Raw genomic sequence first — 19,743 nt, forward strand, 5'->3', positions numbered from 1 at the left:
ATGCTGGCTCTTTAGGGCCGGTCGGCGTGAAAGGGAACCGGGTGGCGCACTGCATAGATTTCGCTGCGTCCATTCGACCACAGCTTATCAAGCGGCGGGCCTGCATAATCAGTCGGCAAGCGGGCGTTGACCAGCCACAGATAGTCAACGCGGTCGACCGGCGCGACCGTCAATGTCTCGCGCAATGTCCGGCGACTACGCTGTTCCATCGGCACCTCCATGTCGATGCACCGTTCAGGGAACACGAATTCAGAGGGGTCCTTGTAGTAAAGCGGATCGGGGCGGTAGCGGACCTGCAGCATGTTCACGCCGTCCATCTCCCAATGCGAATTGACCCAGGATTGTCGCGTCACCGTAGCCAGATTGGAAATGTGTTCGAGTCGGTGCCTTTTCCAATCCGACAGTTTGCACCCGACTGCGACGAAGCTGAGGATGCGGGAACCGGGCCGAACCTGATCGAGCGCGGACAGCTCGCTGGCGTAGCTTCGCTCGTAGCCGACGAAGCTCGCCGTGGTGACGATCAAGCGAACGACGAGTACGATCGCCCCAGCCACTGCGATGAACCGGCGGCGCTTACTCGCGACCCCGCTCCAGTCCTGTAACGCCAGTGCGAGCATCAGCGCGATCGGGACAAGCCGGGTGTCGATGTGATGCGCGGAATTGAGCACGGACGGGGCAAGCACGACCAGGCTCGCAACCGCCAGGAACGGGACCAGCGTGCCGTTTCGGTATCGGGCACCCCATCGTCTTCCCATGACAAGGACAGCGAGGACAGCTGCCATGGATCCCATGTCCAGAATGATGTTCTGGTCGCGCAACGCCATCACCACTGCATCGATTTTGAGACTGACCAGCCAGCGGGTTTCGCCGCCGCTGGGCGGTGCCACGAACATCCAGGCAAGCACTCCAGCCAGGACACCGCACAACGGCCACAGCACAATTGCGACATCTCTAGCCGTCGCCAGCGTCCACTTGGCCCGCCGCCACACCGCACGGCGCCCCGCTTCCTGGCCGGCAATGACGATCGTTGCCATCGCACCACCGACCGCGTGGCTCACCATTAGCAACGGAAGCAGAATCAGGAACAGTGCTGCCCGCAAACCCAGCCGATGCTCAAGGCGGAACCACAGCGCTACCGCCAATAACGCGAACCCGATGGTCAGCGAATAGTTGAGAAAGCCGTAGAGGAACGGCCAGTTGATCACGAAAAGCAGCGCCCAGGGCAGACCCGTAGCCCCCCGGGGATTAAGCGTCCGGGCAATGGCGATGACACCGAGAGCGGTGATTATGGGGGTCGCCGCACAAACCAGCCACGTTGCGCCCATGAGTCCCAGCACCGGGGCAAGCGCTACGATCAGTGCATCGCTCCCGAGGTTGAGGACGGGAACCCAGTTAAAGCTAAAAAACTGATGCAACGCGCTGTCGCTTGGCGCGAGCGCCACCGCCATGCGGCCCATATGGCCCGGCACATCGATGATCGGTGGGATGCGAACGAACAACCAAGGTAGCAGAAACAAGATGCAGATGATGGCCACCGCCGGCCATCGGAGCAGGACCGATGGTCGATGTTCAGGCATGCCGGATACGGGCGGAACGGAGTGTGGAAATGGCATCGGCATCCGTCGTCCACTAGCTCAGACCGCATGGCACGTCACACCGTTACAGCCATTGCAATCAGCGAATTTTGAGATAGCGGTCACGCATGACCGCCCCCCCCACCCCGATGATGGCGCAATATCTGGCGCTCAAGGCAGAATCGCAGGATTGCCTGCTTTTCTATCGCATGGGCGACTTCTTCGAGCTGTTCTTCGACGATGCCAAGATTGCGAGCAATGTCCTCGACATCGCGCTCACCTCGCGCGGTGAGCATGGCGGCGACAAGATTCCGATGTGCGGCGTGCCGGCGCATTCGGCAGAGGGCTATCTCGCGCGACTAATCAAGGCCGGGCATCGCGTCGCGATCGCCGACCAGATCGAAACGCCCGAGGAAGCCAAGAAGCGCGGCGGATCCAAGGCTTTGGTCGCCCGCGCAATCGTCCGCGTCGTCACCGCCGGAACGCTGACCGAAGAGGCGCTGCTCGACAGCCGCAGCGCCAATTGGTGTGCAGCGATCGGTGAGGCTGGCGGCGAGGTCGCGATCGCGGCGGCCGACATTTCGACCGGGCGGTTCGAGATCCTGGAATGCAGCGCGGAGGCCGCAAGCGCGGTGCTCGCCCAGCTCAATCCCGCCGAGATCGTGGTGGCGGAGGGCAGCGACGCCGATCTGCTCGCGACGACGTTACGCCCACGCGGCGAGTTCGACAGCAGCCGGGGCGAAGCGCGGATCAAGGCGCTGTTCGGGGTCGCGACGCTCGACGGGTTCGGCCAGTTCGGACGCGCGGCACTGGCCGCAGCGGGTGGGCTGATCGCCTATCTCGACCATACCGCCAAGGGCGCCCTGCCCTTCCTGCGCCCGCCCCGGATCACCCGGTCGGGCGCGTGCATGGCGATCGACGCCGCGACGCGCGAGAGCCTGGAGCTGACGCAGAGCCAGTCGGGGACGCGCAAGGGCAGCTTGCTCGACGCGGTCGATCGCACCGTGACCGGCGCAGGCGCGCGGTTGCTCGGGCAGGATCTGGCCGCGCCGCTGATGGACGTTGCGGCGATCGAGGCGCGGCTCGATCTGGTGGAGCGCTTCCACGACGACCCTGGCCTACGCGAGGGTGTGCGCGCCACGCTGCGCAGCCTGCCCGATATTGGTCGCGCGTTGGGTCGCCTTGCGGCCGGGCGTGGGAGTCCACGTGACCTTGGCCAGTTGCGCGACGGACTGGATGGCGCTTGGCGGCTCGGCGAGAAACTGGGGCGGTTGACCGAGCCACCCGCACTGCTCGCTGATCTCGCGCCGCAGCTGCGCGGCCATGGCGCGTTGATCGACCTGTTCCAGCGCGCGCTGGTCCCTGCGCCACCGATCGATGCGGCGCATGGCGGCTATATCGCCGAGGGCTATGACGCCGCGCTCGACGATTTGCGCGATGCCGGCGCGGGCGGGCGGCGCGCACTCGCAGCGCTGGAGGCGCAGTATCGTGAGCGCACCGGCATTACCGCGCTCAAGATCAAGCATAATGGCGTGCTCGGTTATCATATCGAGGTCGCGGCGAAGCATGCCGATGCGCTGATGGCGCCCGAGAGCGGCTTCACGCATCGCCAGACGCTGGCGGGAGTGGTCCGCTTCAACGCGCCCGAGCTGCACGAGATTGCGATCAAGGTGACGCAGGCCGGCGCGCATGCGCTGGCGGCGGAGGCGGCGCATCTCGAGGATCTGACCGCAGCCGCTCTGGCAACCCGCGAAGCGATTGCCGCGACCGCCGATGCGCTCGCCCGACTCGACGTCGCGGCGGGGCTGGCGGAGCGCGCCGCAGAGGGCGGCTGGAGCCGGCCCGCACTGGTCGATCATGCCTGTTTCGAGATCGAGGGCGGGCGGCACCCGGTGGTGGAAACGGCGCTGGCGCGGAGCGGCGAGCGTTTCGTCGCCAATGACTGTGTGTTGTCGGACGCGAACCGGCTGTGGCTGGTCACCGGCCCGAACATGGGCGGCAAGTCTACCTTCCTGCGCCAGAATGCGCTGATCGCGGTGCTGGCGCAGGCGGGGGCCTATGTCCCGGCGGTGCGGGCGAAACTGGGGCTGGTTGATCGGTTGTTCAGCCGTGTCGGCGCTTCGGACAATCTTGCGCGCGGGCGATCGACCTTCATGGTCGAGATGGTCGAGACGGCGGCGATTCTGGCGCAGGCGACGCCGCGCAGCTTCGTCATCCTCGATGAGGTCGGGCGCGGCACTTCGACCTATGATGGTCTCGCCATTGCCTGGGCGGTGGTCGAGGCGATCCATGAGGATAATCGCTGCCGCTGTCTGTTCGCGACCCATTACCATGAGCTGACGCGGCTGGCGGAGCGGTGCGAGGCGCTGTCGTTGCACCATGTCCGGGCGCGCGAGTGGAAGGGCGATCTGGTGCTGTTGCACGAGGTAGCCGAGGGGCCAGCGGATCGCAGCTACGGCCTTGCGGTCGCGCGGCTGGCGGGGCTGCCGCCGATGACGATTAGTCGCGCCAAGTCGGTGCTGGCCAAGCTGGAAGCAGGGCGCGAGAAGACCGGTGGGATCGCGGCGGGGCTCGACGACCTGCCCCTGTTTGCGGCGATGGTGGCGGAGGACGAGGCCCCGGTCGATCCGTTGCGTGCCGAGCTCGAGGCGCTGGACGTCGACGCTCTGAGCCCGCGCGATGCGCTGGACGCGCTCTACCGGCTCAAGGCTTTGGGTGACGCATGATGCGTAACAACGGGTTCTTCGGACTGCTGTGGGTGATTTACGCCAGCTCGCGCGCAGGGTTTGGATCGCGGCAGGCGGCGCGGGTGATGCTGGTGATCGGGTTGATCCTGGCAACCCCGGCGCTGCTGGTCGGCTTGCTCATCTGGTTGCTCGTCATCCTCACTTAATAGGGCGGATCGCGCCGGGCGCGCTGCGCCTTCGCCGCCTCGACCCACCACAGCAAATCATCCGCAAAGCGCGGGAAGGCGCGGGTTAGCGATGCCCCGCCCTCTCCGTGGGGCTGGTCATCGGCGTCGATCGCCTGGCCGATCTGCCCAACCGTCAACGTGGACGAGGTGACGACCATGCCCATCTCACTTAGAATCGGGTGCCACATCGAATTGCTGCGCGCCCCGGCCAGCCGACCCGCCGAATAGCTGGCAATCGCCGCAGGTCGCCAGAACCATTCCTCCAGGAAATGGTCGGTCAGGTTCTTGAGGCCCGGTTGCAGCCCCCAGTTATACTCGCCGGTGACGAACAGGAATCCGTCGGCCGCCTTGATCTTGGTGGCGAGCGTTTCCATCGCATCGGGTGCCTCGCCCTTGGGATATTCCTTGTACATCCGGTCGAGCATCGGAAGGTCGACCGCCATCGCGTCGATCAGTTCGGCCTCGCACCCTCGAGCGGTCAATTGCGCGGTTAGCCAGCGGGCGAGACGGATGCCCATGCGGTCGCGGCGGTAGGAGCCGTAGAAGACGAGGATGCGGTCGGACATGATCGGTGGGCCTTTCGCTCGACAGGGCGGCGCTGTCATGGATAGTGGGCGGCGGGGGAAAATCCATGAGCGAATTCGAGTTCATCTTCGCGCTGTTCGGGCTGCTGCTCGGGCTGTCGATCGTCGAGGTGCTGGGCGGTCTTGCCCGGGCAATCGAGGTGCGGCTGCGGCCCGGGGCGACGGTGCTGATCGGGTGGCTGACGCCGTTGCTGGGCATTTTCGTGCTGCTTGACCTGCTGTCCTTCTGGGGAGCGGCGTGGGTCAGTCGCGACGTCGTCGGGGTTTCAGGCCATTCGATGATGGCGGTGACGGTGTTTGCCGGGGCCTATTATCTGGCAGCGCATCTGGTGTTCCCTCGGGAGCCGGGGGAGCTTGCCGATCTGGATGCGCATTATTTTCGGGTGCGGCGGATCGTGCTGGGGGTGATGCTGGGGCTGCTCATCTGCCAGATCGCCTTTTATGCCAGTGTGCCGGAGCTGGCGGTCAATCTGCAGCGGCCGTTGGCGGCGGGGTTGGCGGTGGTGCTGCTGGTGCTGATGATCGCGGCGATGGTGGTGCGGGGCCGGGCTGCGAGCATCGCGGTGATGGTCGCGCTCGTGGCGCGCTACCTGGTCGTTTACCTGCTTTGAAATGAAAGAGGCCACCGGGGCCATCTCTGGCACCCGGTGACCTCCGACATGGTCAGCGGCCGGAGAGCTCCAGCCCGGGAGACCATGCGGATCACATAGCCGCTGCGGCGTCGTTGATTGGAGGAGAAGTCCTCCCGAACGCCATTCGGATGGAGCGCCTCGCGGCGGCCATCCGATGCAGTTGCTTAGCGCCGCGTCTCCCGAACGAACTGAACCGACCTCACTGCTGAACCATGAGACATCGGATCACCTCCTTTCGCTTGTTGATACGGCGTACCCTCAGTTGGGTACGATCCGAATGTGGCGACTTCGGGAAGCGAGAACAAGTCTTGTTTTACCACGCGAATTGAGCGACCTTCGTACTTCTGGCGCGAAAGACTCAGCGCCGGCAATCCTCCGCAATCCGCTGCACTTCCGCCCAGCTCGGCACGACCAGCGGGGCGAGCGGCGGCATCTCCACCACGAAGCGGCCGCGGCTATAGCCCATGGCGTCGAGGATCGGATCGTTCGCGGCGAGCGTCACCGCCATATAGGGCTGCGCCCCCGGCGTCGGCTGCGCGCTGAGGCCCCGCAAGCTGGTCGAGGTGCGAATCGTCATCGGCCCCGGCGTCGCGCCACGGCGGGCAATCTGTATCTGACGCGTCGCGCGGTCGCAGCGCAGCGAGAGTTCGGGCTGGTCCGCGCGCAGTCCGAACAGCGCGATCGTCCCCTGCCCTTCCTGCCGATGGACCCAGTTACCCGGCGTTGCCGGCCAGTCGCGCCAGTCGCTGCTGGCTGGCGGCGGCGCGGGTGCCGGAGCGGGTGCCGGCGCCGGGACCGGACGCGGCGGCGGCGCCGGAGCGGGTGCCGGCGGAACGACGTTGGAGCAGCTGGCGAGGGCGACCGACGCCGCGAGAAGGGGAATGAAGCGCATGCCCCGCCTTATGGGCGAAGGGGCGGACAGGCTCAACCGGCTCACTTTTTCCCCCCACCCCATTTGCGCTGCACCTTGCCGTACCGCGTCTTGCGCGTGCCCGGCTTGCCCTCGTTGCTGCGGCCCATCACCGGCGCCTTGTGCTCGCCAGCGGGGAGGCCCAGTTCTTCGGCTTCGAGGCTGCGGATCTCGTCGCGCAGACGGCCAGCCTCCTCGAACTCCAGGTTCGCGGCGGCGTTGCGCATCTTCTTTTCGAGCTCTTCGATGTACGCGCGGAGGTTGTGGCCGACCATGTGGGCGGGGCCGTCCTCGATCTCGACGGTCACCTGATCCTTCGACGCGACATGGGCGATGATGTCGCCGATATTGCGCTTGATCGTGGTCGGGGTGATGCCGTGTTCGCGGTTATACGCTTCCTGCTTTTCGCGGCGGCGGCCGGTTTCGTTGAGCGCGCGCTCCATGCTGCCAGTGATGCGGTCGGCGTAGAGGATGACGCGGCCATCGACGTTGCGCGCGGCGCGGCCGATCGTCTGGATCAGCGAGGTTTCCGAACGCAGGAACCCTTCCTTGTCCGCGTCGAGGATCGCGACCAGCCCGCATTCGGGGATGTCGAGCCCCTCGCGCAGCAGGTTGATGCCGATCAGCACGTCATAGACGCCGAGCCGCAGGTCGCGGATCAGCTCTATCCGCTCCAGCGTTTCGACGTCGCTGTGCATGTAGCGGACCTTGAGCCCAGCTTCGTGCATATACTCCGTCAGATCCTCGGCCATGCGCTTGGTCAGCGTGGTGACGAGGGTGCGATAGCCCAGCTCCGCGGTCTTGCGGCATTCGACGATCAGGTCCTGAACCTGTTCCTCAACCGGCTTGATCTCGACCGGTGGGTCGATCAGTCCGGTGGGACGAATCACCTGTTCACTGAACACGCCGCCAGTCTGATCCATTTCCCAGCCGCCGGGCGTCGCCGAAACGCTGACGGTCTGGGGGCGCATCGCATCCCACTCGTTGAAGCGCAGCGGGCGGTTGTCGATGCAGCTGGGCAAGCGGAAGCCATATTCGGCGAGCGTGATCTTGCGACGGTGATCGCCGCGCGCCATTGCGCCGATCTGTGGCACCGTCTGGTGGCTTTCATCGACGAACAGCAAAGCGTTTTCGGGGAGATATTCGAACAAGGTGGGCGGCGGCTCGCCGGGCAGGCGGCCGGTGAGGAAGCGGCTGTAATTCTCGATCCCCGCACAGCTGCCGGTCGCGGCGATCATCTCAAGGTCGAAATTGGTGCGCTGCTCCAGCCGCTGGGCTTCGAGCAGCTTGCCTTCGATATGCAGCTCCTTGAGCCGCTCGGCGAGTTCGTGCTTGATCGCTTCCATCGCCTGCTTGAGCGTCGGGCCGGGGGTGACGTGGTGCGAATTGGCATAGACACGGATGCTGTCGAGGCTTGCGACCTTTGAGCCGGTCAGCGGATCGAATTCGGTAATCTCCTCGATATCGTCGCCGAAGAAGCTGATCCGCCAGGCGGTGTCGTCATAGTGCGACGGGAAGATTTCGAGGCTGTCCCCGCGCACCCGGAAATTGCCGCGGGCAAAGGCGGCGTCGTTGCGCTTGTACTGCAGCGCGACGAGCTTGCGGATGATCTCCCGCTGGTCGGCGACCTGGCCCTTTTTGAGGTCGAAGATCATCGCCGAATAGGTCTCGACCGAGCCGATGCCGTAGATGCAAGAGACCGAGGCGACGATGATGACGTCGTCGCGTTCGAGCAGCGAACGGGTGGCCGAGTGGCGCATTCGGTCGATCGCCTCGTTCACCGAGCTTTCCTTCTCGATGTACGTGTCCGAGCGGGGGACGTACGCCTCGGGCTGGTAATAGTCGTAATAGCTGACGAAATATTCGACCGCATTGTCGGGGAAGAAGCTCTTGAACTCGCCATAAAGCTGCGCGGCGAGGATCTTGTTGGGGGCGAGGATCAGCGCCGGGCGCTGAAGATTGTTGATGACGCTCGCCATCGTGAAGGTCTTGCCCGAGCCGGTGACGCCGAGCAGCACCTGATCGCGCTCGCCGCCCAGCGCCGCCTCGGTCAGTTCCTTGATCGCGGTCGGCTGGTCGCCCGCCGGGGAATATTCGCTGACCAGCTTGAACGCCCGCCCGCCCTCGCTCTTTTGCGGGCGTTGCGGGCGGTGGGGAACGAAACCGGGGCCGGTTTCGGGTTCGGCAAGACTGGTACGGATCTGGATCGCCATGGGGGGAATATGGGGCCTTCAGATGGGGGTGCAAATGGGGGTGGCTGTCAGGCTGACAGACGATGCTGACAAAAACACGCAGGTTGCGGGCGGTTCCCCAGAGAGCGACGGGGGAAACGCGACTGGAACGCGACAGCATCGCGATCGATGCACGCCAGTGACCCGACGGCGACCGGACGATGATGCGACTGCGACAGGTCCGGAACGCGACACCTGCGCGTCAGCAAAGCGACGCCCACGCGCCGGGTTGGCGACGCCGTGATCTGGATTGTTGTCAGAGCCCAAGGAGTGCAGGATTCTCATTCGCAGTCGCCTCCACGCCCGCGATAGCATGATCACTGGAACAAATAAAGAACATTGTGCTTCATCATGTCTGTTGCCCTTTGCGCAGGACAGCGCCAGCATTGGCCGAAACCGAGAGGAGCCCACCCATGCGCACCATCGCCCTTATCCCCATCGCCGCCCTCGCCCTTGCGGCCTGTGGCGGTGGCGACGTGTCCGTCACCAACGCCTCGCCCGAGGAGGTCGCTGCCAAGGTCGATGCGGCGGGCGGGGCGCGGTTCAATCCGGGGGAGTGGGAGACGACGGTCGAGACGCTGTCGATCGACATTCCCGGGCTTGAAGGGCCGATGAAGGACGAGATGACCAAGCTGATGCTGCAGAAGAAGCAGGTCGGAAAGAACTGCGTGACGCCCGAACAGGCCAAGTCGCCCCCGGCCGAGGTGCTGGCGCAGAGCAAGGGGCGCTGCACCTATGAGACGTTCACGATGGCCGGTGGCAAGATCGACGGGACAATGGTGTGCGATGCTGAGGGCGGCAAGATGACGATGAAGATCAGCGGGACGTTCAGCGACGACGCCTTTGCGATCGACAACGCCATGGAAACGACGATGCCGGGCGGCGCGCAGACGATGAAGATCAAGGCGAAGACCAGCGGGAAACGGCTGGGGGATTGTCCGGGGACGAAGGCATAGGGGGGCTCCGTCGCCCCGGGCTTGACCCGGGCCTGCGCTTTTGCGTGACACAGAAGGAAGAAGAAGCCCTGTCCCGGGTCAAGCCCGGGACGACAAAGGGTTTTGGGCGCGCGCTTACATCACCCGGCGGTACGCGACACGCCACATCGCCAGTGCGATTGCCGCCGCGACCATCGCCAGCAATGCACTGGTGCCGAGCGCGCTGATCCAGCGGAACAGCGCGGTGCGCAGGTCGCTGGCGGGGGCGGCGAGGAAGCCGAAGCCATAGGTCTGGGCGCCGACGAACAGCACCAGCGAGATCAGCGCGCCGAGCGTGGCGGCGTGCCACGCGCGGCGGTAGCCGGCGAGGTGGAGGACGAGCCACAACGGCCCCCCTGCCCCGGCGATGCCGAGCGCGGAGAAGATCGTGCCGAGCATCCACGCGGCGGCAAGCGAGGTGACGTCGCGCTGTCCCGCCGCGAACACGAGCAGCAGCACGACGAGTCCGCCGAGCGCACCACCCAGCGCGAGGGCAAAGCCCGCACGATCGAGCGTCGTATCATAATGCGGCGCGGGCGCGCGCATTGCATGGTCATTCACCAGAAACCCCTCCCCGGTGCGCGGGGCTTACCATTGCGCGGCAGCGCGGCTCAAGCGTTGAGAATACGGTAGTAACCAAATCCGGGACAGCTTGATGCGGCGCAGGCTTTGCCGCAGGCTTGGCCCCAAGGATTTCAAGGGGATTCGCATGTATCACTCGTTCCACCGTGTCGCGGCCGTCGGACTGATCCTGGCCGCCACGCCGCTGGCCGCGCAGGACGCGCCGAGCGCGCCGCCCACGCCTCCCGTCGCCGCGAAAAAGCCCTATCAGGTGAAGGCTCCGTTCGGCGCGACGCGCGAAGACGAATATTACTGGCTGCGCGACGATACGCGCAAGAACCCGGAGATGCTCGCCTATCTCACCGCCGAGAATGCCTATGCCGATGCGGTAATGGCGCCGACCAAGCCGATGCAGGAGGCGTTGTTCAAGGAAATTACCGGCCGCATCAAGCAGGACGACAGCACCGTCCCCTATCTCGACAATGGCTATTATTACTACACGCGGTTCGAGACCGGCGGCGACTATCCGATCGTGGCGCGGCGCAAGGGCAGCATGGACGCGCCGGAGGAGATCATCCTCAACCAGCCCGACATGGCCAAGGGCGCGAATTTCTTCCAGATCGGCAGCCGTCAGGTGAGCCCCGACAACCGCCTGCTCGCCTATGCCGAGGATAAGGTCGGGCGGCGGCAGTTCGTGCTGAAGGTCAAGGACCTGACCACCGGCAAGATCCTGGAGGACTCGATCCCCAATGTGCAGGCGGGGTTCGCCTGGGCCGGGGATAACAAGACGATCTTCTACATCGAGAAGGATCCGGTCACGCTGCTGGGCAAGCGGGTGAAGGCGCATGTGCTGGGCACCCCGGCAAGCGCCGACCGGCTGGTCTATGAGGAGAAGGACGACACCTACTCGCTCGGCATCGGGACGACGAGTTCGGAGAAGTTCATCTGTATCTATGCGGGCAAGACGGTCAGCGACGAGCAACGGTGCGCGCCGGTCGCCAACCCGGCGACTTTCACCGTGATCGCGCCGCGCGAGCGCGACTTTCTCTATGGCGCGGACCATGTCGGCAATCGCTGGGTGATCCGCACCAACTGGAACGCGCCGAACTATCGCCTGATGACGGTTGCGGACAGCGCGACCGGCGCGGGCAAGACGGCATGGAAGGATATCGTGCCGCACAGCGCGCAGGTGTTCATCGAGGGGGTGCAGCCGTTCGACAACTATCTCGCGATCGAGGAGCGGTCGGGGGGCAACAAGCGCCTTCGTCTGCTGGGCAATGATGGCAAGTCGAGCTTCGTCGAGGCGAACGAGCCGGCGTACAGCATGGGGCTGAGCACCAATGCCGAGACCGCGACCGACTGGGTCCGTTATACCTACAACTCGCTGACCACGCCCGCGACGGTGATCGAGGCGAATATGAAGACCGGCGAGCGCAAGACGCTGAAGGTCACGCCGGTGCCGGGCTATGACGCGAGCAAGTACGTCACCGAGCGCGTGTGGGCGACCGCGCGTGACGGGACCAAGGTTCCGGTGAGCCTGGTCTATGCCAAGGGGTTCAAGAAGGACGGCAGCGCGCCGCTGTTCCAGTACGCCTATGGCAGCTATGGCTATTCGACCGATCCGGGCTTTTCGCCGATGCTGCCGAGCCTGCTCGACCGGGGCATGGTCTATGCGATCGCGCATATCCGTGGCGGGCAGGAAATGGGGCGCGCCTGGTATGATCAGGGGCGAATGTTCAACAAGAAGAACAGCTTCACCGACTTCATCGACGTGACCCGGTATCTGGTGGATCAGGGCTATGCCAAGAAGGGCCGCGTCGCGGCGATGGGCGGCAGCGCGGGTGGCTTGCTGATGGGCGGCATCACCAACATGGCGCCGCAGGATTATGGCGCGATCGTCAGTCTGGTGCCGTTCGTCGATGTGGTGACGACGATGCTCGACCCGACCATCCCGCTGACCACCGGCGAATATGACGAATGGGGCAACCCGGAGAACAAGGCGAGCTATGACTATATGCTCAGCTACTCGCCCTATGATCAGCTCAAGCGTGGGGCGTATCCGGCGATCTTTGTCGGCACCGGGCTGTGGGACAGCCAGGTGCAATATTATGAGCCGGCCAAGTACGTCGCGCGGCTGCGCACGCTGAAGACCGACACCAACCCGCTGCTGTTCCGGACCAATATGGAGGCCGGGCATGGCGGCAAATCGGGGCGGTTCGAGCGGTTCAAGGAACAGGCGGAATATCTGGCGTTCGCGCTGGACCAGTTGAAGGTGAAGTGATCGGGCGGTAGCGGGGAGCGTATGGACACGCTGCCCGCTACCGACATCGAAGCCGCCGCCGCGCTGGAGCGGCTGGCCGCTGAGATCGCGCGCCACAATGCGCTGTATCACACCGAGGATTCGCCGGAGATCAGCGACGCGGCCTATGACGCGCTGATGCGGCGCAATGCCGCGATCGAGGCGGCGTTCCCGCATCTGGTGCGCGCGGATTCGCCGTCGAAGCTGGTCGGAGCCGCGCCCGCCGGGCATCTGGCCAAGGTGCCGCATGCCCGCGCGATGATGAGCCTCGACAACGCGTTCAGCGATGCGGACGTGATCGAGTTCGTGCTGCGCGTACGGCGGTTCCTGTCGCTGGGCGAAGCGGATCGCGTCGCGCTGACCGCCGAGCCGAAGATTGACGGGCTGTCCTGCTCGCTGCGTTACGAAGGGCGTCGGCTGGTGCTGGCGGCGACGCGCGGCGATGGGCAGGTGGGTGAGAATGTCACCGCCAATGCGCTGACGATCGCCGATATTCCGACCGAGCTGCCCGCCGATGCCCCCGATGTGTTCGAGGTGCGGGGCGAGGTGTACATGGCCAAGGACGATTTCCTGGCACTCAACGCGCGGCTGCTCGCCGAGGCGGAGGACAGCGGCAAGGAGGCGCGGCAGTTCGCCAATCCGCGCAACGCCGCCGCCGGGTCGCTGCGGCAAAAGGATGCAAGCGTCACCGCCGCGCGGCCGCTGCGCTTCCTGGCGCATGGCTGGGGCGAGACCAGCGCGCTGCCGGGTGAGACGCAGTTCGCGGTGATGAAGGCGATCGAGGCGTGGGGCTTCCCGGTCCACCCGCTGTTCGTCGATTGCGTGCAGGTCGAACCGGCGCTGGCGCAGTATCGCAAGATCGAGACGCTGCGCGCCGATCTGCCGTTCGACATCGATGGCGTGGTGTACAAGGTAGACCGGCTCGACTGGCAGGAGCGGCTGGGCAGCGTCGGGCGTGCGCCGCGCTGGGCGATTGCGCATAAATTCCCGGCCGAGCGCGCCGAGACGACGCTGAACGCCATCGACATTCAGGTCGGGCGGACCGGCAAGCTGACCCCCGTCGCGCGGCTGGAGCCGGTGACGGTGGGCGGCGTGGTCGTGACCAACGCCACGCTGCACAATGCCGACGAGATCGAACGGCTGGGGGTGCGTCCGGGCGACCGGGTGGTGCTGCAGCGCGCGGGCGATGTGATCCCGCAGATCGTCGAGAATCTGACGCGCGAGGTTGAGCGCCCGGCGTTCGTGTTTCCGACCCACTGCCCGATCTGTCAGTCGGAGGCGACGCGTGAGGAGGGTGAGGTCGATGTGCGCTGCACCGGCGGGCTGATCTGCCCGGCGCAGCGGCTCGAGCGGCTCAAGCATTTCGTCAGCCGCGGCGCGCTCGATATCGAGGGGCTGGGTGAGAAGACGATCGTCGAGTTTCTCGACCTTGGCTGGATCGCCGAGCCCGCCGACATCTTTCGCCTGAGCCAGCATCGCGATGCGCTGCTGGGGCGTGAGGGGTGGAAGGAGAAGTCGGTCGACAACCTCCTCGCCGCGATCGAGGCGAAGCGCGCGCCCGACGCAGCGCGGCTGCTGTTCGGCCTTGGCATCCGGCACATCGGCAGCATTACGGCGCGCGACCTGATGAAGCGGCTGGAGACCCTCCCTGCCCTCGCCGCCTTGGCGGACGAGGTCATCGCGCTGCGGGCGTCAATCACGCCGGCGCTGGGCGAACCGGATGCAAAGTTCAACACGCGCCGCGACAAGGCGATTGCCGAGCATATCGGGATCGAGAATGTCGGCGCGGCGGTGGGCCATGCGCTGGCCGACTTCTTCCACGAGCCGCACAACCGGGCAGTGTGGGACGACCTGCTCACCGAAGTTGCCCCGCCCCCCTTCGTCGTCGCGGCGCGCGACTCGGAAGTATCAGGAAAGACGATCGTGTTCACCGGATCACTCGAGACGCTGAGTCGCGACGAGGCGAAGGCGCAGGCGGAGTCGCTTGGCGCGCGGGTGTCGGGATCGGTGTCGGCCAAGACCGACCTGATCGTGGCCGGACCCGGTGCCGGATCGAAGCTCAAAAAGGCCGCAGACCTAGGGATTCGCGTGATCGACGAGGCTGCCTGGAACGCGATTGTGACAGCCGCAAGGTGATGCTTTTTTGCAACGCACAAATCACTTGAACGAACTGTAACATTTCCGCAAAGAAGCATCCCCATGGGGCAGCGTAAGACGGTGAACGACACCGCTCGCGTAGGCTTTGAACAGCCCATCCTAAGGGGACCACAATGCGAAACCATCTGCTGATCGGCGCGGCTGTTGCTGCGCTCGCTTTTCCTGCCGCCGCACGCGCGCAGTCGACCGGCTCGGTCGATTTTGACGATCAGGAAATCGTCATCACCGGCACCAGCGTCTCTTCGGGCGTCGCCGGCATCATCGTTCCCGACACGTCGAAGGCAAAGGCCGAGCTGAGCGCAGAAGCGATCCAGCAGTCGGTTCCGGGCCAGTCGATCAACGAAGTGATCAACCGCCTGCCGGGCGTCAGCTTCCAGAACAACGACGCCTTCGGTTCGGCCGGCGGCACGATGACCATCCGCGGCTTCTCGTCGGATCGCATCAGCCAGACCGTCGATGGTATCCCGCTGAACGATTCGGGCAACTATGCCCTGTACTTCAGCCAGCAGCTCGACATGGAGCTTATCGAGCGCGTCAGCGTCAACCTCGGCACCACCGACGTCGACAGCCCGACCGCAGCAGCGACCGGTTCGACCGTCAACTACCGCACCCGCGTGCCGAGCGAAGAGTTCGGCGTGAAGCTGGTCGGTTCGGCTGGCGAATATGGCTTCTTCCGCGTGTTCGGCATGGTCGATTCGGGCAACCTGACCTCGTCGGGCCTGCGCGCGTTCATCTCGGCCAGCAACCTGACCAGCACGACCACCTTCTACCGCGAAGGCAAGATCGACCGTCAGCAGTACAATGCGCGTCTGTATCAGCCGCTCGGCGACAATGGCGACTTCATCTCGCTCGCCGGCACCTATGACGTGAACCGCAAGAACTTCTTCGGTTCGGTCGCGCTGCGCGAGGACGCAAACCGCGTCACTCCCAACCGCTTCCCGCAGACCAAGGAAGAGCGCTTCTATTCGATCGCGCCCTGCCTCGTCGCGGTTGGCCGTCCGGGTCTGGCCGACTCGGCCAATAGCTGCGGTTCGGAATTCGATCGCCGCATCAACCCGTCGAACACCGGCAACATTCGCGGTGCATCGCGCTTTACCCTCGCCGATAACATCGTGCTGAGCGTGGATCCGTCGTTCCAGGTCGTGAAGGCGAACGGCGGCGGCACCGCAACTGCGCGCGAAGGTACGTTCAACGCGGGTGGCACCCCCATCGTCGGTTATATCGGCGGCTCGCCCTATTTTGGTCGCGACCTCAATGGCGACGGCGACCTGCTCGACCAGGTCCGCGTGCTCGCCCCCAGCCAGACCCAGACCCACCGTATCGGTGTAATCAGCTCGCTGCGTTGGGAGCTGGACGAGAACAACACGGTCCGTCTCGCTTATTCGTATGACCGCGCACGTCACCGCCAGACCGGCGAAACCAACATGCTGCAGGCCAATGGCGCCACGGCCGACCCGTTCCCGATCAACGATCCGCTGGTCGATCGCAATGGCCGCGCATTGCAGAAGCGTGACCGGCTGTCGTTCGCGATCCTGCACCAGATCGCTAGTGAATATCGTGGCGAATTCGGCGACCTGACCGTCAATGTTGGTGTGCGCATGCCGTTCATGCGTCGCAATCTGACCAACTATTGCGCGACGTCTTCGGCATCGGGCTTCGTTGAGTGCTTCAACGGCGATTCGGCGGCACAGGCGGCCTGGCTGGCGGCGAACCCGACCCAGACGGTCGCGGGCGTGACCTTTGCGACCCAGGCTCCTCAGCAGCGCATCTTCAACTACAAGAAGGCACTGCCGAACATCGGCCTGGTCTATGACCTGACGTCGAACATTTCGGCGTTCGGTAACTTCTCGCAGGGCCTGCAGGCGCCGGGTACGGACAATCTGTACAACAGCTTCTACTTCCCGACGAATGCCGAGCAGGCAAATCCGCGCCCGGAAAAGACCGACAATTTCGACCTCGGTCTGCGTTACCGTTCGTCGACGGTTCATGCCCAGGTCGTCGGTTGGTACACCAACTACACCGATCGTCTGGCTTCGGCCTATGATCCCGAGCTGGATCGTACCGTCTATCGTAACCTCGGCACGGTGAAGAAGTACGGCATTGATGCCAACATCAGCTGGCAGCCGATTTCCGCACTCAGCGTCTATGCCTTCGGCTCGCTGATGGAATCGGAAATTCAGGACAATGTCCTGCTCGCGACGCGCACGAACGGGTCCCAGATCTTTGCGATGACCGCCGGCAAGCGCGAGGCGGGTGCGCCGACTTACACTCTCGGTGCTGGCTTTAATGCCGATGTCGGGCCGGTGGCATTCGGTGCAAACGTGAAGCGGACCGGCTCGCGCTACATCTTTGACGACAACACGCCGGTCACCGTGGGCACGGTTTCGCCGCTGGGCGTCGATACGCGCACTCAGATCTACCCGGCGAAGACCCCGGCATACACGCTGGTTGATCTGCATGCGCGCGTGAAGCTCAACTGGGCGGGCCTCGGCGACGAGACCTACTTCCAGTTCAACCTGATGAACGCATTCGACCAAGTGTATGTCGGTGGCTTCAACGGCAACCTGTCGAGCACGGGTTTCGACACCCGCACGACCGGATCGACGCCTCAGTTCATCACCTCGTCGAGCGCTCCGTTCGTCCAGATCGGCTATCCGCGGACCTTCATGGGCTCGCTGGTCGTCGGCTTCTGATCGAAGCGACAATCTGACAGGAAACACCGCCGTCCCGGGCAACCGGGGCGGCGGTTTTCTTTTGGAAGGAGTGGGGTAAGCTGGCCCCCGGATTTGGGGGAAGCTGGGGATGTCACCGTTCGAGCTGGTGTTCGCGGTCTATGGGCTGTTGCTGGGGCTGGCGATTGCCGAGGTGCTGGGGGGATTTGCCCGGGTGCTGAAGCTCAAGCGCGGTGGCAAGGCGGTGCGGGTCGGGTGGTTGACGCCGTTGTTGGGCATCGTCGTGATCCTCGACCTGACCTCGTTCTGGCTGCTGGCCTGGGAGGCGCAGAGCCAGATTGTGGCGAATTACCTGACGCTGGTCAGTGTGCTGGCGATCGTCGGGATCTATTATCTTGCCGCGTCGCTGATCTTTCCGGATGAGCCCGCCGACTGGCCGGATTTCGACCTGTGGTACGACCGGCAGAACCGGATGGTACTGGGCGGGTTGCTGGCGGCGAATGTCGGCAGCTGGATCGGGTCGATCGCGCTGGAGTTCGTCGCGCCGTCGCCGGAGGAGACATTCTCCGGGACTGGCGATGTGGTGGAAGTGCTGGCCGCGCTCGGCGTGCTGATCCTGCTGCTGGTGTTGCTGCGGGTTAGCGGGCGGCGGGCCAATGCCCTGATGCTGGCGGCGGTCAGCCTGTTGTTGCTGACCGCGGGGATTGCCGAGGTGTTTTAGCCGATCACTTCAAGGACGGCGGCGCGGGCAATTGCGGCGGCGCGGAGGTCGTCGGGCGTGCGGTGCGCAAGGAATGTAAACGGTGCGCGGGCTGGCCGGAGATGATTGGTAACAGTCTGATACTTATTCGAAAAATTAGAATTCACTAGGCGTCCTGTCTGGGTGTCACATTTGCCTCACGCTCGGCGCGGGCGGTTTCGGTGCGTTCCTGGCGATCCGCCATGGCGAGCCATGCGGCTTCAGCGCGCAGATTGCGGTCGCGGACATTGTCGAGCGTCGCGGTATCCGCGTCGGCGCGGCACTTCGCGGCGTTGTCACGATAGGTAAGCGGATGAGCTGCCATCGGGAATCTCCGTTGCTGCCAAAAACAAAATGGAAAGCGCCGGGCGGCGCGCACCAGATGGCGCGTGCCGCCCGGCAGCCGATTAGTCTGCCGACTGCAGGTTCACGGCGGCCATCTTGCCGCGCTTGTCCTGCTCCAGCTCGTAGCTGACGCGCTGGTCCTGGTTCAGCGTCGCCATGCCGGCGCGCTCAACGGCCGAGATGTGAACGAACGCGTCGCCGCCGCCATTGTCGGGAGCGATGAAGCCATAGCCCTTGTCGGCGTTGAAAAACTTGACGGTTCCGGTGATGCTCATTGGGTATTCCTTCTTTAATCGGCACGCCCCGTGTGGACGGACCTTGGCTGCGGAGGCAGGGAAAGAAGGAAGAAGGGGCCGCAAAGCACCGAAGACCGTCGATTTGCGACTGTAGCAGCACCTATATGCGCCCAATGCGCTGAAATTGCAAGGGCCGGTCCTGGCGGGGAGTATTTGCCCTCCCCCGCCCCGGCGCTGGGCCAGTCGTGGCGGAGGCTGACAGCTGTCCGACGATGCTGACAAAAATGGGGGGTATTTCGGGCTGACAGGACTGGATTGCGCCCGCGACGCGACTGCTTTGTGACGCTCACGCGACACCTATGCGACGATGACGCGACAGAGTTGTCAGGCGGTTCGGGAGGTGTGTCAGGCGGGAGCATATGGATGGTCCTGTCGGGTGCGATAGGACCATCCAGATATGCCGGACGGGGGTCTGTAGGAAAGCCCCTCCCCGTCCGTGCGGCTCAGTTTACGGACGTGACCGGGGCGAGCGCGGCGCGGTCTGCGGCGGTCATCGGGGCGTCCATGTCGGGGCGGAAGTGCGGGTCGGCGCGGTCGTCGGCACCGGGATGCGTGTCGCCTTCAAGATCCGGCGCGGGGTGGCCCTCAGCGAGGACGTTGGTGCGGCGCTTGAAGAACAACGCAGCGGCAGTCGCGGCGCCAGCTGCGATCGCGCCGGCGAGCGGGAAGGCGTTGCGGCGCAGCGTGGCGAGCGCGGCGGTGGTCGCCCCGCCCTTCGCGCCAGCCGCGGCCTTCTTGGCCGGAGCCTTGCGCGCGGGGGTCTTGCGGGGGGCGGCGCGCTTGGTGGTGGCGCGCGTGGCGGGCTTGGTCTTGGGGGACGCGGTACGGGTGGCCATGGTCGATCTCGCTGAAAAA

At 64.9% G+C, this 19,743-nt stretch carries 16 protein-coding genes; 8 read left to right on the forward strand and 8 right to left on the reverse strand.

Features of this window, described 5'->3' with window-relative positions:
- Positions 1-11 precede the first annotated feature (11 nt).
- Complete coding sequence (locus tag K9B35_RS03615) at positions 12-1,499, reverse strand: hypothetical protein (protein ID WP_224920432.1); 1,488 nt, start codon at positions 1,497-1,499, stop codon at positions 12-14.
- 224 nt (positions 1,500-1,723) lie between these two features.
- On the opposite strand from K9B35_RS03615, the gene mutS reads away from it, so the two are divergent.
- Both mutS and K9B35_RS03625 read left to right on the forward strand, forming a co-directional pair.
- On the forward strand, positions 1,724-4,300 hold the full coding sequence (gene mutS, locus K9B35_RS03620; RefSeq protein WP_224920503.1) for a DNA mismatch repair protein MutS: 2,577 nt from the start codon (positions 1,724-1,726) through the stop codon (positions 4,298-4,300).
- The gene (locus K9B35_RS03625) at positions 4,297-4,467 is read left to right on the forward strand and encodes a hypothetical protein (protein WP_224920433.1); all 171 of its coding nucleotides are present in this window, start codon (positions 4,297-4,299) and stop codon (positions 4,465-4,467) included. The genes mutS and K9B35_RS03625 overlap by 4 nt, the downstream gene beginning before the upstream one ends.
- Here the strand turns inward: K9B35_RS03625 and K9B35_RS03630 are convergent.
- Positions 4,464-5,054: an NADPH-dependent FMN reductase gene (locus K9B35_RS03630; protein ID WP_224920434.1), complete on the reverse strand. Its 591-nt coding sequence runs from the start codon at positions 5,052-5,054 to the stop codon at positions 4,464-4,466. The two genes, K9B35_RS03625 and K9B35_RS03630, sit on opposite strands and share 4 nt — an antisense overlap.
- Positions 5,055-5,119: 65 nt before the next feature.
- Here K9B35_RS03630 and K9B35_RS03635 point away from each other — a divergent pair, with 65 nt between their 5' ends.
- Complete coding sequence (locus tag K9B35_RS03635; RefSeq protein WP_224920435.1) at positions 5,120-5,683, forward strand: hypothetical protein; 564 nt, start codon at positions 5,120-5,122, stop codon at positions 5,681-5,683.
- Positions 5,684-6,062: 379 nt separating this feature from the next.
- Here K9B35_RS03635 and K9B35_RS03640 read toward each other — a convergent pair whose 3' ends face one another.
- Entirely contained in the window at positions 6,063-6,596 is a 534-nt protein-coding gene (locus K9B35_RS03640) for a hypothetical protein (RefSeq protein WP_224920436.1), read from the reverse strand.
- 41 nt (positions 6,597-6,637) lie between these two features.
- On the reverse strand, positions 6,638-8,827 hold the full coding sequence (gene uvrB / locus K9B35_RS03645; protein ID WP_224920437.1) for an excinuclease ABC subunit UvrB: 2,190 nt from the start codon (positions 8,825-8,827) through the stop codon (positions 6,638-6,640).
- A 431-nt stretch (positions 8,828-9,258) separates the two neighbouring features.
- Here uvrB and K9B35_RS03650 point away from each other — a divergent pair, with 431 nt between their 5' ends.
- Positions 9,259-9,801 (forward strand): DUF3617 domain-containing protein, encoded by a 543-nt coding sequence (locus tag K9B35_RS03650; protein WP_224920438.1) that lies wholly within the window; start codon positions 9,259-9,261, stop codon positions 9,799-9,801.
- Between the two features lie 114 nt (positions 9,802-9,915).
- On the opposite strand, the gene K9B35_RS03655 is transcribed toward K9B35_RS03650, so the two are convergent.
- Positions 9,916-10,380, reverse strand: coding sequence for a hypothetical protein (locus tag K9B35_RS03655; protein WP_224920439.1), 465 nt, complete (start codon positions 10,378-10,380; stop codon positions 9,916-9,918).
- A gap of 148 nt (positions 10,381-10,528) precedes the next feature.
- On the opposite strand from K9B35_RS03655, the gene K9B35_RS03660 reads away from it, so the two are divergent.
- From K9B35_RS03660 to K9B35_RS03675, 4 genes are all read left to right on the forward strand, one after another.
- The gene (locus K9B35_RS03660) at positions 10,529-12,661 is read left to right on the forward strand and encodes a S9 family peptidase (RefSeq protein WP_224920440.1); all 2,133 of its coding nucleotides are present in this window, start codon (positions 10,529-10,531) and stop codon (positions 12,659-12,661) included.
- Between the two features lie 21 nt (positions 12,662-12,682).
- Complete coding sequence (ligA, locus tag K9B35_RS03665; RefSeq protein WP_224920441.1) at positions 12,683-14,815, forward strand: NAD-dependent DNA ligase LigA; 2,133 nt, start codon at positions 12,683-12,685, stop codon at positions 14,813-14,815.
- Between the two features lie 134 nt (positions 14,816-14,949).
- Positions 14,950-17,529: a TonB-dependent receptor gene (locus tag K9B35_RS03670; protein WP_224920442.1), complete on the forward strand. Its 2,580-nt coding sequence runs from the start codon at positions 14,950-14,952 to the stop codon at positions 17,527-17,529.
- Between the two features lie 109 nt (positions 17,530-17,638).
- Complete coding sequence (locus K9B35_RS03675) at positions 17,639-18,229, forward strand: hypothetical protein (protein WP_224920443.1); 591 nt, start codon at positions 17,639-17,641, stop codon at positions 18,227-18,229.
- A 145-nt stretch (positions 18,230-18,374) separates the two neighbouring features.
- Here the strand turns inward: K9B35_RS03675 and K9B35_RS03680 are convergent, their stop codons facing one another.
- From K9B35_RS03680 to K9B35_RS03690, 3 genes are all read right to left on the reverse strand, one after another.
- A complete protein-coding gene (locus K9B35_RS03680) occupies positions 18,375-18,572 on the reverse strand; it encodes a hypothetical protein (protein WP_224920444.1) in 198 nt (65 codons plus the stop codon).
- Positions 18,573-18,654: 82 nt separating this feature from the next.
- Entirely contained in the window at positions 18,655-18,867 is a 213-nt protein-coding gene (locus K9B35_RS03685; protein ID WP_224920445.1) for a cold-shock protein, read from the reverse strand.
- A 464-nt stretch (positions 18,868-19,331) separates the two neighbouring features.
- Positions 19,332-19,724 (reverse strand): hypothetical protein, encoded by a 393-nt coding sequence (locus tag K9B35_RS03690; protein WP_224920506.1) that lies wholly within the window; start codon positions 19,722-19,724, stop codon positions 19,332-19,334.
- Positions 19,725-19,743 lie beyond the last annotated feature (19 nt).

Origin of the sequence: Sphingomonas sp. R647, assembly GCF_020177055.1 — a bacterium.
Lineage (GTDB): Bacteria > Pseudomonadota > Alphaproteobacteria > Sphingomonadales > Sphingomonadaceae > Sphingomonas.

Bases quoted from the DNA above. Each gene is read 5' to 3' on its own strand.
- mutS (WP_224920503.1), top strand. From the start codon at position 1,724: ATGATGGCGCAATATCTGGCGCTCAAGGCAGAATCGCAGGATTGCCTG.
- K9B35_RS03625 (WP_224920433.1), top strand. From the start codon at position 4,297: ATGATGCGTAACAACGGGTTCTTCGGACTGCTGTGGGTGATTTACGCC.
- K9B35_RS03630 (WP_224920434.1), bottom strand. From the start codon at position 5,054: ATGTCCGACCGCATCCTCGTCTTCTACGGCTCCTACCGCCGCGACCGC.
- K9B35_RS03635 (WP_224920435.1), top strand. From the start codon at position 5,120: ATGAGCGAATTCGAGTTCATCTTCGCGCTGTTCGGGCTGCTGCTCGGG.
- K9B35_RS03640 (WP_224920436.1), bottom strand. From the start codon at position 6,596: ATGCGCTTCATTCCCCTTCTCGCGGCGTCGGTCGCCCTCGCCAGCTGC.
- uvrB (WP_224920437.1), bottom strand. From the start codon at position 8,827: ATGGCGATCCAGATCCGTACCAGTCTTGCCGAACCCGAAACCGGCCCC.
- K9B35_RS03650 (WP_224920438.1), top strand. From the start codon at position 9,259: ATGCGCACCATCGCCCTTATCCCCATCGCCGCCCTCGCCCTTGCGGCC.
- K9B35_RS03660 (WP_224920440.1), top strand. From the start codon at position 10,529: ATGTATCACTCGTTCCACCGTGTCGCGGCCGTCGGACTGATCCTGGCC.
- ligA (WP_224920441.1), top strand. From the start codon at position 12,683: ATGGACACGCTGCCCGCTACCGACATCGAAGCCGCCGCCGCGCTGGAG.
- K9B35_RS03670 (WP_224920442.1), top strand. From the start codon at position 14,950: ATGCGAAACCATCTGCTGATCGGCGCGGCTGTTGCTGCGCTCGCTTTT.
- K9B35_RS03675 (WP_224920443.1), top strand. From the start codon at position 17,639: ATGTCACCGTTCGAGCTGGTGTTCGCGGTCTATGGGCTGTTGCTGGGG.
- K9B35_RS03680 (WP_224920444.1), bottom strand. From the start codon at position 18,572: ATGGCAGCTCATCCGCTTACCTATCGTGACAACGCCGCGAAGTGCCGC.
- K9B35_RS03685 (WP_224920445.1), bottom strand. From the start codon at position 18,867: ATGAGCATCACCGGAACCGTCAAGTTTTTCAACGCCGACAAGGGCTAT.
- K9B35_RS03690 (WP_224920506.1), bottom strand. From the start codon at position 19,724: ATGGCCACCCGTACCGCGTCCCCCAAGACCAAGCCCGCCACGCGCGCC.